The sequence below is a fragment of the Streptomyces sp. HUAS MS02 genome (assembly GCF_055702265.1).
Genome location: NZ_CM146747.1, coordinates 8,311,510 through 8,325,638 on the forward strand (window position 1 = coordinate 8,311,510; position 14,129 = coordinate 8,325,638).

At 70.4% G+C, this 14,129-nt stretch carries 11 protein-coding genes; 5 read left to right on the forward strand and 6 right to left on the reverse strand.

What is annotated here, in order from left to right; translation table 11 throughout:
• Nucleotides 1–43: 43 nt before the first annotated feature.
• A complete protein-coding gene (locus tag ACZ9QC_RS35950) occupies nt 44–793 on the forward strand; it encodes a hypothetical protein (protein WP_472916894.1) in 750 nt (249 codons plus the stop codon).
• Nucleotides 790–1,377 (forward strand): SixA phosphatase family protein, encoded by a 588-nt coding sequence (locus tag ACZ9QC_RS35955; RefSeq protein WP_472916895.1) that lies wholly within the window; start codon nt 790–792, stop codon nt 1,375–1,377. Before ACZ9QC_RS35950 ends, ACZ9QC_RS35955 begins: the two co-directional genes overlap by 4 nt.
• Before the next feature lie 227 nt (nt 1,378–1,604).
• Here ACZ9QC_RS35955 and ACZ9QC_RS35960 read toward each other — a convergent pair whose 3' ends face one another.
• Nucleotides 1,605–2,114 carry a GNAT family N-acetyltransferase gene (locus tag ACZ9QC_RS35960; protein ID WP_472921909.1) on the reverse strand — a complete coding sequence of 170 codons (510 nt, stop codon included), beginning with the start codon at nt 2,112–2,114 and terminating at the stop codon, nt 1,605–1,607.
• Between the two features lie 163 nt (nt 2,115–2,277).
• Between ACZ9QC_RS35960 and ACZ9QC_RS35965 the strand changes: the two genes are divergently transcribed.
• Together ACZ9QC_RS35965 and ACZ9QC_RS35970 are read left to right on the forward strand one after the other, a co-directional pair.
• On the forward strand, nt 2,278–2,904 hold the full coding sequence (locus tag ACZ9QC_RS35965; RefSeq protein ID WP_472916896.1) for a YigZ family protein: 627 nt from the start codon (nt 2,278–2,280) through the stop codon (nt 2,902–2,904).
• A gap of 245 nt (nt 2,905–3,149) precedes the next feature.
• Nucleotides 3,150–5,015 carry an ABC transporter ATP-binding protein gene (locus tag ACZ9QC_RS35970; protein WP_472916897.1) on the forward strand — a complete coding sequence of 622 codons (1,866 nt, stop codon included), beginning with the start codon at nt 3,150–3,152 and terminating at the stop codon, nt 5,013–5,015.
• Nucleotides 5,016–5,750: 735 nt separating this feature from the next.
• Here the strand turns inward: ACZ9QC_RS35970 and ACZ9QC_RS35975 are convergent.
• The 3 genes from ACZ9QC_RS35975 to ACZ9QC_RS35985 form a co-directional block, all read right to left on the reverse strand.
• Nucleotides 5,751–6,695 carry a fumarylacetoacetate hydrolase family protein gene (locus ACZ9QC_RS35975; RefSeq protein WP_472916898.1) on the reverse strand — a complete coding sequence of 315 codons (945 nt, stop codon included), beginning with the start codon at nt 6,693–6,695 and terminating at the stop codon, nt 5,751–5,753.
• Nucleotides 6,692–8,293 carry an MFS transporter gene (locus ACZ9QC_RS35980; RefSeq protein WP_472916899.1) on the reverse strand — a complete coding sequence of 534 codons (1,602 nt, stop codon included), beginning with the start codon at nt 8,291–8,293 and terminating at the stop codon, nt 6,692–6,694. Before ACZ9QC_RS35980 ends, ACZ9QC_RS35975 begins: the two co-directional genes overlap by 4 nt.
• A 125-nt stretch (nt 8,294–8,418) precedes the next feature.
• Nucleotides 8,419–9,357 (reverse strand): MBL fold metallo-hydrolase, encoded by a 939-nt coding sequence (locus tag ACZ9QC_RS35985; RefSeq protein ID WP_472916900.1) that lies wholly within the window; start codon nt 9,355–9,357, stop codon nt 8,419–8,421.
• A 141-nt stretch (nt 9,358–9,498) separates the two neighbouring features.
• Here ACZ9QC_RS35985 and ACZ9QC_RS35990 point away from each other — a divergent pair, with 141 nt between their 5' ends.
• Entirely contained in the window at nt 9,499–10,146 is a 648-nt protein-coding gene (locus ACZ9QC_RS35990; protein WP_472916901.1) for a TetR/AcrR family transcriptional regulator, read from the forward strand.
• An 890-nt stretch (nt 10,147–11,036) separates the two neighbouring features.
• Here the strand turns inward: ACZ9QC_RS35990 and ACZ9QC_RS35995 are convergent.
• Together ACZ9QC_RS35995 and ACZ9QC_RS36000 are read right to left on the reverse strand one after the other, a co-directional pair.
• The gene (locus ACZ9QC_RS35995; RefSeq protein ID WP_472916902.1) at nt 11,037–12,572 is read right to left on the reverse strand and encodes a carotenoid oxygenase family protein; all 1,536 of its coding nucleotides are present in this window, start codon (nt 12,570–12,572) and stop codon (nt 11,037–11,039) included.
• 55 nt (nt 12,573–12,627) lie between these two features.
• Nucleotides 12,628–14,097 (reverse strand): benzaldehyde dehydrogenase, encoded by a 1,470-nt coding sequence (locus ACZ9QC_RS36000; protein ID WP_472916903.1) that lies wholly within the window; start codon nt 14,095–14,097, stop codon nt 12,628–12,630.
• Nucleotides 14,098–14,129: the final 32 nt, after the last annotated feature.

The window sequence follows — 14,129 nt, forward strand, 5'->3', positions numbered from 1 at the left end:
CCTCCGCACTGCGTCCGGCCGTTTCCGCGCCTACGCTCACCCCGTGCTGCGTATCACCGACGCCCGGACCGGCCAACCCGCCGAGATCCGCAGGGCGCTCACCCGGGTCCACGCCCATGTGCCGGGGGAGGACACCTCGGCCCTGCGGGTCCTGCTGGTCGCCGACGTCCTCGCCCGCGCCCTGGAGCTGGACGGAAGCCCCGTCCTCCTCGTCGCCGACCCGCCCGCCGAGCTGCGGCGCCGCGCCGACGACCTCGGCGTCCGGCCGAGCGAGAGCACCGCGACGAGGGGCGGGCAACGGGTGCTGCGCGTGACCGGCTCGGCGGAGTCGGGGCGCGATGACCACGGTGACGGCGCAGGTGACGGTGGCGAGGGCGCCGTCGGTGCCGAGCGCGCCGGCACCGACGTCACGGTCGAGGTCGCCCCGGTGCGGGGCACCGAGGCGCCGACGGCGTCGGGCACCGCCCTCCGGCTCGCCCTGCTCACCCACCCCCGCCGGACGCCCGTGACCCTGGACGCCACCGCGCTCACCGTGGCCGCCGAGACGCTCGACCACTGGCGCACGGCGGTGGCGGCGTGGGCGACGCGACCGTCACGGCCGGTTCCCGAGCCCGTACGGCAGGCCCTGCGCGCCGCCTGGGAGGACGACCTGGACGTCAGCGCGGTGCTCGGCGTACTGCGGGACGTGGAGGGCGCCCCGGACGTACCGGACGGGGCGCGGTTCGAGACGTACGCCTACGCGGACCGGCTCCTCGGACTGGAGCTCACTCGTCAGATCGGAGCATCGGCATGATGGCGCGCGCCGGAGCGGGCCCGCTGCGCAGACTGATCGTCCTGCGGCACGCCAAGTCCGCCTGGCCGGTGGGCGTCCCCGACCACGAGAGGCCCCTGGCACCACGGGGCCGCCGGGACGCCCCCGCCGCCGGGCGGGCCCTCGCCGACGCGGACTGTCTGCCCGACCTGGCGGTGTGCTCCACGGCCGTACGGGCACGGCAGACCTGGGAACTGGCCGCCGCGGAGTGGGGCACGCCACCGCCCGTCCGGCACGACGCGCGGGTGTACGCGGCCGAGGTGCCCGAGCTGCTGGAGGTGGTGCGCGAGACCCCCGACCGGGTGCGGACGCTGCTGCTCGTCGGCCACAACCCGGGTCTGGAGGAGCTCGTCCTCGACCTGGCCGGTGACGCCCTCGACGACGCGCTGGACGAGGTGCGCACCAAGTTCCCCACCTCGGCGATCGCCTTCCTCTCCTGGCACGGCCCGACCTGGTCCGCACTCGCCCCGGGCACGGCCCTGCTGACGGACCTGATCGTGGCCAGGGGCAGAAAGCAGACCAAGGGGGGCAAGGGAACCAAGGGGGGCAAGGGAACCAAGGGGTGAGGGCGTGACGGGCGCCCGCGCCCCGGCCCGCACCCCGTGCCGACCTGCTTCGGGCTGCGCAGGGACATCTCAGGGGGGCGAGGAAGGCAAGCTGAACCCGGCCCGGCTCAGCAGCTCAGCGAGCTGGTCCGGGGGCAGTCGGCCGCCACTCTTCCGGGTCCGCAGCGCAGGTCCGCGACCGGTCCTCGGTCCATGAACCGACCCGGACCGACATCATTCTCATCCCGTCACGGCGACGGGGAGTTCAGGGCTTTCGGACGGCCGTCAAGCACAGACAGACTGGCAACGACCTCGTCACCGGAAGAGACTGCCGTCGGCTGGAAGCCCACGGAGGCGTACAGCCTCGCGGCCACGGTGTTGTCCGGGTGGTACGACAGACGAAGCTCCCGGCAGCCCTCACGTTGGGCCAGCCATTGCATGAGGGTTCGCACCGCCGCCCGCCCGACCCCCTTGCCCTGCTCGGTGCCGTCGATCACCATGCCCCCGAGCCAGTACGAGCCGTCTTCGTCACGACCCCACATGATGTGACCCACCACCGTGTCATCGGCGCAGACCGCCATCGAGTGCCAGATACCTTCCCGCGATGACAGAAGCAGGTAGCGCGCCGCCAACGCGGGCACGTATCGGCGCTGGTCGTCCAGCGGAGCGACATCCGCGACAGCACGCCAGTTCTCGTCGTTCACCTCGTGCAGGACAACACATCGCCCCGCTCTGTCGGAAAGCCCAAGAGTGATCACGGAGGTCAGGCTACGAACCAAACGGTTGACCCGCGAACCATTTGGCTTCACGAACCCCACCACCACAGGCTCGGCCAACGGCTTCCACTGTTCGTCGAGGCCGCCCGCCGGCCCCTTGTGGGGACCGGATCGAACCGCCTACACCCTGGATTAGGCTGGCCGGATGCAGGACGAGTACCGCACCGTCGCCCACGCGGGAGTGCATGAGACCGAGGTCAACCGCTCCCGTTTCCTGTGCGCGCTCGCCCCGGCGGCCACCGAGCAGGAGGCGCAGGAGTTCGTCGCGGCCGTCCGCAGGGAGCACGCCGACGCCTCGCACAACTGCTTCGCGTACGTCGTCGGCGCCGACGCGGCCGTCCAGAAGGCGAGCGACGACGGCGAGCCCGGCGGCACCGCCGGCGTCCCGATGCTCCAGATGCTGCTGCGACGGGACATGCGGTACGTCGTCGCCGTCGTCACCCGGTACTACGGCGGGGTCAAGCTGGGCGCGGGCGGACTCATCAGGGCGTACGGCGGTGCCGTCGGCGAGGCGCTCGACGCGCTCGGCACCCTCACGCGCCGGCGCTTCCGGCTGGCCACGGTGACCGTCGACCACCAGCGCGCCGGCAAGGTGCAGAACGACCTGCGCTCCACCGGGCGCCAGGTCCGTGACGTCCGCTACGGCGAGGCCGTCACCATCGAGATCGGACTGCCCGACGCCGACGTGGACGCCTTCCGTGCCTGGCTGGCCGACACCACCGCGGGCACCGCCGGGTTCGAACTCGGCGGGGAGGCGTACGGGGACGCGTGAGCGCCGACCCGCTCCCGCTCCTCGTCCCGCCGGTCGCCGCACTTATCGGACTGGCGTTCTGAGCCCGTCGTGCGACGGAGCCCGAGCGGGGTCGCCGCCGCGTCCGCCGTCGCAGTCTCACCAGCACGGACGCCCACCACGCCGACCCGGCCACGATGTCCGGTTATCGCCGGTCCGCGTTAAATGCGTGGACTGCGAGCCTCCGTCAACGGGACACTTCCGACTTCTCAACCTCCGGGAGTGTGATGGGGACATCAGATACGCGAGGGTCGACGCCGGGCAGGAGCGCGGTCGTTCTGGCGCTGCGCCGCTACGGTCTGGAACTGCTGCGCCTACGACGACTGGCCCTGCCGGCACTGCTGCTGCCGGCTGTCGGCAACATCGGCATCCGCTACGTCGCCCCCCTGCTGATCGCCAAGCTGGCGGGGCAGGCCGCCGACGAAGGGGGTCTCACCCTCGGTTCGGCGCTGCCGTACGTGGTGGCGTTCGGGGTGACGCTGCTGCTCGCCGAGGCCGTGTGGCGGGTCGGGCAGCACTGCCTGAACCGGGTGGACGCGCTCGGCATGGAACACCTCTACGTGAACGGCATGGACGAACTCCTCGCCAAGGACGCGGCGTTCTTCCACGACAACTTCGCCGGCTCCCTGACCAAGCGGGTGCTGAGCTTCGGCAAGCGCTTCGAGGACTTCGTCGACACGCTGACCTTCCGGATCGTGGGCAGTGTGGTCCCCCTGCTGTTCGGGGCCGTGGTGCTGTGGACCTACGAACCGATGCTCGTCGTCGTCCTGCTGGCGATGATCGCGGTGACCGTGGTGGCGGCGACACCGCTGATCCGGCGCCGGCAGCGGCTCGTCCACGACCGTGAGGCGGCGGTCGCCCGGGTCTCCGGTCATGTCGCCGACAGCCTCGTGAACATGGAGACCATCAGGGCGTTCGCGGCCGAGGCACGGGAGGCCGAGGAACACCGCGACCGTGTCGCGGACTCCCGGCGCCTGACCCTGCGGTCGTGGGACTACGCCAACCTGCGCGTCGACACCCTGATCGCGCCCATGTCCGTCCTGACCAACGTGCTGGGTCTGGTGGTCGCCATCGCCCTCGGGGGCTCGGGCAGGGGAGTGGAGGAGGTCGTCGTCGCCTTCACCTACTTCTCCAACGCCACCCAGATCATGTTCGAGTTCAACCAGATCTACCGGCGTCTGGAGAACTCGATGACCGAGGCCGCGCAGTTCACCGAGCTGCTGCTGGATCCGCCCACCGTGCTCGACCCGACGGACCCCGAACCGCTCGCATCCCGCGACACCGGCGTCCGCTTCGAGAAGGTGCGCTTCGCCCACGCGGGCGCGAAGCCGATCTTCCAGGGGCTCGACCTGGACGTGCCCGCGGGCGCGCGCATCGGACTGGTCGGCAGGTCCGGCGGTGGCAAGACCACACTGACCCGGCTCCTGCTGCGGATGTCGGACATCGACGACGGACGCATCCTCATCGGTGGGCAGGACATCAGCCGGCTGCGCCAGACCGATCTGCGCTCACTGATCGCCTACGTCCCGCAGGAACCCGCCATGTTCCACCGCAGTCTGCGGGACAACATCGCCTTCGCCCGGCCCGGCGCGAGCGACGAGGAGATCCATGCCGCCGCCGAGGCGGCGCACGTCACGGAGTTCGTCGGCCACCTCCCCGACGGCTTCGCCACGCTCGTGGGGGAGCGCGGGGTGAAGTTGTCCGGTGGCCAGCGCCAGCGCGTCGCCCTCGCGCGGGCCATCCTGCGCGACGCCCCCGTCCTGCTGCTCGACGAGGCGACCAGCGCGCTGGACTCGGAGAGCGAGATCCTCGTCCAGGACGCCCTGTGGCGGTTGATGGACGGCCGGACGGCCCTCGTGGTCGCCCACCGGCTGAGTACCGTCGCCGGCATGGACCGTCTCGTGGTCCTCGACCGCGGGAGTGTCGTCGAGCAGGGCTCGCACGAGGAACTGCTCGCGGCGAACGGTGCCTACGCCAAGCTGTGGCAGCACCAGTCGGGCGGCTTCCTGGGCGAGAACGCCGAGCCGGACCTCACCGGACCGGTCCCGGAAGCCGGCCTCGACGGACTGCCGGCGCCGGCACCGGCGACGTGACGGAGTAGCGCCGAGGGGGAGCCCCGCCCGCCCCCGGCGGGGCTCCGCGGCACCGTGTGGTCGCGGCATCACTGGATCACTGGATCGCGCGACCTCGGATCGAGGCCCGTGCGGGACCAGGGGTCGACAGGCGTTGGCGTGGTCGGTGCGAGAGCCGGGGCCGGCGGGTCCGGTGCCGGGGCCACGGGTGAAAGAGGGGGACGTATGCAGGTCGGAGCAGTTTCTTGAGAATTCTGCACAAATTTTCAGGGCGCCGTTTATCATGACCGTTCCGATTTCGGTAAATGTGCAGGTCGCGGCATTGCAGGTTCACCCAAGAGGAGCTCGCCGCTGATGCCGGTGCTGGTTTGGTGCTGACCTGTCGGCATCCCTCGTCATCCCTGGCCACCTGTCCCGTGCTGGTTTCGTGCTGGGTCCTGCGAGGTGCGCTTCGATTGCGCGGAGCGGGCACGTATTTCACGAGTTCGTTGGCGACGACTCGTTGCGGCGCGCAGCACGCAAGTCCCGCCGGTCCAGGGGTTCTCTGGTGAGCTGGGCTTTCAACTGAAATCGGGCGCGGACTGCAATCGTCATGGCTCGTAACACGATCATGTAGCGGACGTGGACTCGGCGGCGCGACTCGGGGCCCAACCTCGTCGGCCGAGGCTATGACTTTATCCGCGTTGTTCATGCCTTTCTCCGGTGCCGGACGCGGTGTCCGGCACCGGGGTGGTGTCAGAGCTCATCGCATGGTGGTCATCGCCTGCGGCGGGCAGGTGGCAGGGGCACCGGGGCGACGCCCTCGACGACGGTGTTGCTGATGGTGCCGATGCCCTCGACTGTCATGGTGACGCTGTCGCCGGGGACGAGCGGCGAGGGTTCAAGGACACCGCCTCGGCCCCAGAGTTCAGCCAGGCAGCCGCCGTTGCCGCAGGTTCCGGAGCCCAGGACGTCGCCGGGGCGGATCCAGGTGCCGCGGGAGGCGTAGGCGGCCATCTCCTCGAACGTCCAGGCCATGTTGGCCAGTCGGTCCTGTCCGGTCGTCTCGCCGTTGACGGTGACGGTGAGGGTGAGGTCGAGGAGGCCGTCGGTGTCGCGGTGGCGTTCGAGTTCGTCGGCGGTGACGAGCCAGGGGCCGAGGGTGGTGGAGGTGTCCTTGCCCTTGGCCGGGCCGAGTTTGACCCTCATCTCGTGGCCCTGGAGGTCGCGCGCGGACCAGTCGTTGAGGATCGTGTAGCCGAGAATGTGGTCGCGTGCCTGCTCGGGGGTGAGGTCCCGGCCGGCCTTGCCGATGACGGCGGCCACTTCGAGTTCGTAGTCGAAGCGCCCGCAGCCCGGCGGTACCGGCACGTCGTCGTGGGCGCCGATCATCGCGTACGGGTTGGTGAAGTAGAACGCGGGTGCGGCGTACCACTCCTTGGGCACGGTGTCGCCGTATCCCCGGGCGACGCCCGCGACATGGCTCTCGAAGGTCATGTAGTCGCGAACGGTGGGTGGCTGCAGCGGAGGCAGCAGCCGTACGTCGGTCAGGGGCACGGGCAGGGAGGCGGTCAGGGCGCGTTCTGCCGCCCCGCGCAGAGCCGCCTCGCCCTCCACGATCAGGCCCAGGAGGTCAACGGGGTGTTCGAAGGGGTGGAGTTGGTCGTCGGAGACGACTCCTGACCGCCGTTTCCCGTCGTGGACGAAGGTTGCAAACTTCACGCCGTGCTCCCCTCCGCCCCGGCCGGCGCGGCGCCGCTGCGTCGGAAGCCGACGAAGACGGCGGCGATCACGGCGGCGGTCACGCAGGCGGCGGCGGTGAGGATCAGCCCGTTGTTGTAGCCGCTTGCCAGGGCGTGCTCGGTGAGCGGGGCAATCTTGGCACTGAGCGGGCCCAGGTCGGCGCTGTGCAGGGCGAGCGGGCCGCCCTCGTGCAGGACGGCGGAGGCGATGCCGTGCTCTTTGGGGGTAAGGCCCGCGTCGGCGAGGCTGCCGGTGAGCTGACTCGCGGCCATGCCGAGGGCGACGGCGCCGACGATGGCCGGGCCGAGGGTCTGGCCGAGGTCGCGGACCAGGCTGGTGGTGGCGCTGGCCATGCCGGTCAGGGTGGGCGGTACGACGTTGACGGCAGCGGCGGTGAGGGCGGCGACGACCAGGCCGAAGCCGACACCGTTGAGCACCAGCGGCCCGAGCAGGGGCACCAGGCCGGTTTCGTGGATCGGCACCGCCCGCAGCCACAGTTGGGCGCCGGCCAGCGAGACGAACCCGGTGACCAGCATGGGGCCGGGGCCGACGTGGCGCAGCAGGCGGACCAGCAGCGGCCAGATGAACGGGGTGATGCCCTGAATGACCAGGAAGGGCACCGCGGCCTGGAAGGGGCTCTGGTGCTGGATGACGCCGAGGCGGATGCTCAGGTCGTACGCGCCGCCGAGGAAGCCGAACATGCCGATCACCGCCATCGCGGCCGACGCGGCGAAGGCCGGGATGCGGAACAGCTCCAGGCGCAGCATCGGGTACGTACTGCGATGTTCCACCATCACGAACGCGGCGATGAACACGGCGAAAGCGACGAAGGACGCGACGACGGGTGCCGAACTCCAGCCGTCGGAGGGGCCCTGGATGATGCCGTACAGCAGGGTGAGCATGGCGACGGCGATGGTGATCTGCCCCGGCCAGTCGAGCGAACGGCCTTCGGGGGCGCTGGACTCGGTGGCCAGGAGCCAGGCCGCCACCGCGGTGATCACGGCGAGCACTCCGGTCACGCCGAACGCCCACTGGAAGGAGGCGTGCTCGACGATGCCGCCGGACATCAGCGGGGCGATCAGGGCACCCAGCGACAGGGCCGTGGTCCAGGAGGCCAGGGCCTTGGCTCGCGCCGCCGGCGTCGGCGTAATGGCGGTGACCATCGACAGGGATGCGGGGAAGAGCGCGGCTGCTCCGATGCCGGAGATCGCCTGACCGGTGATCAGCTGCGCTGCCGAGTCGGAGGTGGCGGACACCAGGTAGCCGACGGCGGACAGCAGCGCCGCGCCGACCACCAGTTTCTTGCGGCCGTACAGGTCGCCCAGGACGCCGAAGGTCAGCGCGAGGACGGCGGCGGGAACCAGGAAGGCGTCACTGATCCAGGTCAGTTCTCCGCCGGACGTCTGGAGGGTGCGCTGCATGACGCCGTTGATCGCGGCGGGCAGGACGAGCCCGATCTGGGCCAGGCAGACGGCCAGACAGCCGGCGATGATCGTGCCGGTGTGGCGTGCCGTAGCAGCCGGTTCGGCATCGGACGGCGGGGCGGCGGGTGGGTCGTAGGCAGGGGTGGAGACCATGTCTCCTCCTTGGAGAATCGGCGGGACGTACGGCCCGAGGGGATGGTGGGGAGCTGCGCGTACCGGAAGGGCGGTGCGCCGGTCGGCGGAGGGTGGGGCCTCGTCGGGGCAGGCGGGGAGCGTCCTCAGACGCAAGGGCAGAGCTCGGCCATGCAGCCGAACAGCCCGGGGCCGTCGAGCGGGGGCAATGAGGGGTCGAGCTCCCGGTAGACGGTGTGCACGTTGACGGCCAGGCGTTCGTTCTCGTGCAGGTCTGCGAAGCGGCCGAGGCGGATGTCGCGGGCCGCGTCCATGGCGGGCATGCCGGCGGTAAAGCGGGTGGTGGCCTGCTCGTGGACGTATTCCAGGTAGTCGCGGATCTCGCGGACGGCCTGTTTGGTGGTGACGGGGCCGTGGCCGGGTACGACGACGTCCGCGTCAAGGCCCAGCAGCAGGTCGCAGGCGGCGAGCCAGCGAGCGAAGGGGCCATGCCAGACGACCGGCGCCGCCCCGGCGAAGACGATGTCGCCGGTGTAGACGGTCCGGGCCTGCGGCACGTGGACGATCGTGTCGCCGGCGCTGTGCGCGGGCCCCACGTCGATGAGGCGGACCTCCACCCCGCCGATGTCGAGGACGGTCTCGCCGTCGAAGACCCGGTTCGGGAGGACGGGTTCGATGTCGGTGTAGTCGAAGCGGCCGAAGATCCGGCCAGCGAAGTGTCCGGCCGGGCTGTCCATGCCGGTCAGCGCCCGCATCTCGGCGGGGCCCACCTGCCGCATGTCCGCCACGGACCCGCGGGCCGCGATGATCTCGGCGTGGGAAACAAGCTGGTTGCCGAACCAGTGGTCCCCGTTGCCGTGGGTGTTGACCACGGTGGAGATCGGTGCCGGGGCGGTCAGCGGCGCCAGCGCGTCGAGCATGGTCTTGGTCAGCCGCAGGTCGTAGAGGGTGTCGACGAGGAGCGACGCGCCCCGGCCGGTGATCAGCCCGGCGTTGCTCATGCCCCATCCGGCATCGCCCGCGATCCAGGCGTAACAGCCGTGTCCGAGCTCGACACAGCCCGTATGGGATGTCACGGAAGCCACGTTGCCTCCTTGTCAGCGTCCCGCGATCAACAGCGCGAGACTTTCATCCACTGCTGGACTGGAGTCCAGCAGTGGAGAGGAATCTAGATAAGTGCTGGGGAGGGGTCAAGAGCCGTGCGGCCTTGTGTTGTACTGGGGGCCATGAAGATCCGGGACGCAGCAGCCGCCCCAGAGGGCGGCGCGACCGTGGGGCGCCAGGAGCGCAGGCGTCGGAAGCTGCACGACCAGCTGTATGAGACGGCGGTCGGGCTCTTCGTCGCCCAGGGGTACGAGGCGACCACCATGGACCAGATCGCCGAGGCCGCCGATGTCGCCCGGGCCACCGTCTTCAACCACTTCGCACAGAAGGTCGGCTTCCTCGAGGAATGGGGAATCCGCCGCCGCGCCCGCGTCGCTGAGATCCTCGGCGCGGAGCACGCCGAGGACCTGCCGGTCGGCGACCGGCTGCGCCGCTACCTGAAGGAGATGGGCGACCTCAACGTCGCGTCCCGTGCAGAGACCACCGTCCTGATGGACGCCTCAGCGCGGTACGGGCACCTCCTGCAGGATCCGTCCCTGGAAATCGAACTCGCCAGGATCGTCGAGCAAGGGCGGCAACGCGGGGAGATCAGGTCCGGCGTCGACTGCGACCAGGCCGGCCAACTGCTGGCCGCCTGCTACTTCTCGACGATCCTGCGCTGGATCCGCGAGGAACCGGCCCCCTTCGACCTGCACGAGCGCCTCGCCGGGGCGCTCGACATCATCCTGCTGGGCCTTCTTGCCGACGAAACACGCGCCGGGGAACCCTGACGGTTCTCCTCATCGCCGCCTTGAGGCAGAAGACCGGTGGGCCCGTCGATCGAGCAAGTTCGTGGCAACCTGCGTGATCGTTCTGCGGAGAGAACTGCATGCTGTCCGGGTCGATCCACTGGGAGAGCGCTCGTGCTTCGGCGGTGCGCCAGACCGTGGCCGGGAGCCCGGCCAGCCGCAGGCGGGCTGACTCTCCCAGGATCTGCAGTTCGATCGCGGTCTGGTCGCGACGGGTGATGCGCAGTCAGGGGACGCCGTGAACTTCGTGATCGGAGACGTATGACGGCAGGAGGTTGAAGAGGAGTTCAGCCGCTCGGAGACGCATCCGAAACTCCCTGGTCGGAGCGACTTCCCAGGCCACGACCGACGGCTTCAGGCTGGCGCCTGACCTCTCAGCGGCTGCGTCACGGGATCCCGGTCCGAGCGAGAGCCGGATACGGCTGGCGAGCCCCGGCGACAGGACCCGGTTTCGGTGCCTTGCTGGAGCTGGCCACGCCGGACATCGAGCGCGCACACGTGGGGGAGTCACAGAAGCGCTGTGGCGACTGGCTGCTCGACGCGCGCGGCATTGACAGTCAGTCCCTGACCTGCCCGACATGCGCCTGACACTCCATCAGAACGAGCGTCATTTCAGCGTCAGGACGTCGCCCGTGACGCCCGCATCGCACATAGTGCACGCGCATAAAACCGCAGGTCAGGGCCTTTCTCGGCCGGTTCCAGGGTGGCCGCGAACGCCACACGGTGCGCCATCGGGAAGATGTCGGCCTGAGTGAGATCCAGAGAACATGCAGGTCAGAGGCAGTCTTTCGGTTCTGTCTGGCGCGTCGGAAGCGCGGAGCGTCAAACGGGCGGCACGGCGGAGAAGCGGCGACGCCGCACGGGCAGCCCCGCTACTGTCCGTCGCCGCGGTGGGCGGCGATAGCTCGGTCCAGGGTGAGGTGGTCGGCCCAGCTGCCGTGGAAGCCGAAGGGCACTCGGCTGGGGAGCTTGACCCGGGCCAGCGGGGTGCGGCGCAGGTCGGCGGCGTCGTGGATGAGCAGTTCGCTGAGGTTGGTGGTGCGGTTCCACCACAGGGTCAGCAGGTAGCCGTCGTCCTCGCTGCGGGCGTTCTCGCGGGCGACGAAGGCCGGTTCGCTCGGGCTGGTGAGGCCGTCCGGTCCTTCGACGACGGTGGTGTGGTCGAGGAGGTAGTCGTGGCGGGCCAGTCCGTCGGACATGGTGTCGTCGGCCAGTCCGCGTGTCGTGACGTAGTAGCCGTAGCGGTACGGGCGGCCGGTGTATGCGTCGTTGATCTTGGGGAACTCTCCGAAGATGCCGCTGATCATCTCCTCCGCGGCCCGTCCTGTGGCCAGGTCGACGCGCCACCGGTAGGGCTGGGCCGGGGGGAACCACTCGTGGGAGCCCAGCGGCGTGGAGAGGCGGTCGACGGGGTTGCCGAGCCGGTGGATGCGGTGCCCGTCGATGATCAGCTCGCCGTCGTGCTCGTAGGCGTTGAAGAAGTGGGTGTTGGCCCAGTGGCCGCCGAGTTCGTGCCAGGTGACCTCGTGGGTGTGGCGGTTCATCAGGACGATCTGGACGCCGTGTTCGAGGGAGTTCTCGTCCCAGACCACGCCGGGCCTGCTCTGCGCCACCAGGTCGAGGCGGAACTGGGCGGGGGTGACGAAGAAGATCGCGTAGGTGTCGCTGACGGCGAAGTCGTGCATGAGGACCGGCAAGCCGATGTCGAAGGAGTGCGAGTCGATGATCTCGGCCGTCTTCACGTCGGCGCGGTACCAGGTGATGGTTGCTCCGGTGGCGGCGAAGAAGAGCATGTCGCCGCTGTCGGGGTCGGTCTTGTAGTGGCCGGTGCACAGGACGTCGAGGCCGCCGTGGAAGTCGTACGTGCCGAGGGTGCGCAGGGTCTCGGGGTCCAGGGCGTGCGGCAGTCCGCCCTCGAAGTAGACGATCAGGTGGTCGTCGAAGAGGCCGGCGTTGATGTTGGCCACGTTCTTGGCGTGCGGGGCGCCTGCGGGCAGCCGGCCTGGGGTACCGCCGTTGACGAAGCCGCTGTAGACCGCTTCCCCGGCCTCCACCTCGACCTTCATCGAGTCGGTCTCGACCCAGCGGGTGCGGTAGGCGGCCTTGCCCTCCCGGAGGTAGATGCCGCACACCATGCCGTCGCCCTCCCACCAGTGGTAGCGGTCGGTGTTGCGCGGCTCGAAGCGGGAGTTGGAGGAGACGCGGAACAGTGCGCCCGCGAGGTCGGACGGTATCTCTCCGTCCACCTCCAGGTCGTACGCCTCGTTCTCTTCCGTCCAGGGCGCGAACGGGCCACGCAGGAACTTGTTGTCGGTGGGCCAGTCGACTCCCGCGGAGGCGGAGGCAGTGGCAGCGGCGGCGGTCTGTCCGGTCTGGCGGGGGACGACGGTCATGGGGTTCGGGGGCATCGTTGCTCCTGTCGGGTGGGGGATGGTCTGGGTGCGGGTGTCGGAAGGGGCCCCGTCAGAAGGGGTAGTCGGGGAGTTCGCCGCGTACGGTGACCCACTGCTGTTCTGTGAAGGCTTCGAGGTTGGCGGCCGTTCCGCCGTGGCGGGAGCCGGTGCCGGAGTCGCCGACCCCGCCGAAGGGGATGAGCGGTTCGTCGTTGACCGTCTGGTCGTTGATGTGGACCAGGCCGCTGGGCACGCGCTCCGCCAGGGCGAGACCCTTCATGACGTCCCGGGTCAGGATCCCCAGGGACAGCCCGTATTCGGTGCCCGCGGCGAGCCTGGCAGCCTCGTCCAGGTTCTGGAAGGGGACGACGGGTGCGACCGGCCCGAAGATCTCCTCGGCGTAGGCGGGCGCGGTGAGCGGTACCTCGGCGAGCACGGTCGGCCGGTAGAGCAGACCCTCGTAGCCGCCGCCCGCGGCCAGCCGGGCACCGGCCGCGACCGTTTCCGTGACGATGCGGTGGACCTGGTCACGCTGCCCGCCGTCGATGAGCGGTCCGACGGCGACGTCCTCGGCGGCCGGGTCGCCGACCGGGAGCGCGTCGGCGTGCTGGGCGAGCAGCGCCGTGTACTCGTCGGCGACCGAGGCGTGGACGAGGTGGCGGCTGCTGGCCATGCAGATCTGGCCGGCGTGCACGAAGGATCCCCAGGCACCCACCGAGGCCGCCTTCCCCAAGTCGACGTCGTCCATCACGACGAGCGCTGAGTTCCCGCCCAGTTCCAGATGGACCCGCTTGAGATGCCGGGCCGCGGCGACACCGATCGCGCGTCCGGCCCGGGTGGAGCCGGTGAACGCAATGACGGGGACCTGTGGATGCTCGACCACGGCGGCTCCGACGTCCGCGCCGCCCGGCAGGACGTGCAGCAGACCGGCAGGCAGGCCCGCCTCCTCGAAGACGCGGGCGAAGACCACACCGCCGCTGATCGCCGTGCGGGGATCCGGCTTGAGGACGACCGCGTTGCCGAGAGCGAGCGCGGGGGCGACCGCCCGCATGGCCAGGGTGACCGGCACATTGAACGGGGCGATGACGCCGACCACCCCGACGGGCTTGCGGCGGGCGAACGACAACCGCTCCTGCCCGGAACGCAGCAGCTCGCCGTAGGGCGCCCCGGCGAGGGCGGCGGCCTCGTGGCACTCCTCCGCACCGCCGCTGCTGACCTGGAGGGCGGCGAACGGCCGGGTCGCGCCGGACTCCCGTACCAGCCAGGTCTCGATCTCCTGCTGGTGCTCCTCGAACATCCGCGCGGCTCGGCGCATTACGGCCGCACGGTCGGAGTACGGTCGGGCCGCCCACTCCCGCTGGGCCCGTACTGCCCGCTCCACCGCCTTGTCCACGTCGGCCGGTGTGGCGGAACCGACGCGGCCCAGCGTCTTGCCGGTGGCAGGCTCGACGGCGTCGTACACCTCGCCCGCGCCGTTGATCCACTTTCCCGAGCCGGAGAAGATGCGGCCTTCCCAGGTGCTGCTGTCCAAAAAGGTCATGGTGTCCCGATCCAGAGGTGCGTCGTGGCGCG

Coding starts and splice junctions, on each gene's coding strand:
- ACZ9QC_RS35955 (WP_472916895.1), top strand. CDS start 790: ATGATGGCGCGCGCCGGAGCGGGCCCGCTGCGCAGACTGATCGTCCTG.
- ACZ9QC_RS35990 (WP_472916901.1), top strand. CDS start 9,499: ATGAAGATCCGGGACGCAGCAGCCGCCCCAGAGGGCGGCGCGACCGTG.
- ACZ9QC_RS35970 (WP_472916897.1), top strand. CDS start 3,150: ATGGGGACATCAGATACGCGAGGGTCGACGCCGGGCAGGAGCGCGGTC.
- ACZ9QC_RS35995 (WP_472916902.1), bottom strand. CDS start 12,572: ATGCCCCCGAACCCCATGACCGTCGTCCCCCGCCAGACCGGACAGACC.
- ACZ9QC_RS36000 (WP_472916903.1), bottom strand. CDS start 14,097: ATGACCTTTTTGGACAGCAGCACCTGGGAAGGCCGCATCTTCTCCGGC.
- ACZ9QC_RS35965 (WP_472916896.1), top strand. CDS start 2,278: ATGCAGGACGAGTACCGCACCGTCGCCCACGCGGGAGTGCATGAGACC.
- ACZ9QC_RS35980 (WP_472916899.1), bottom strand. CDS start 8,293: ATGGTCTCCACCCCTGCCTACGACCCACCCGCCGCCCCGCCGTCCGAT.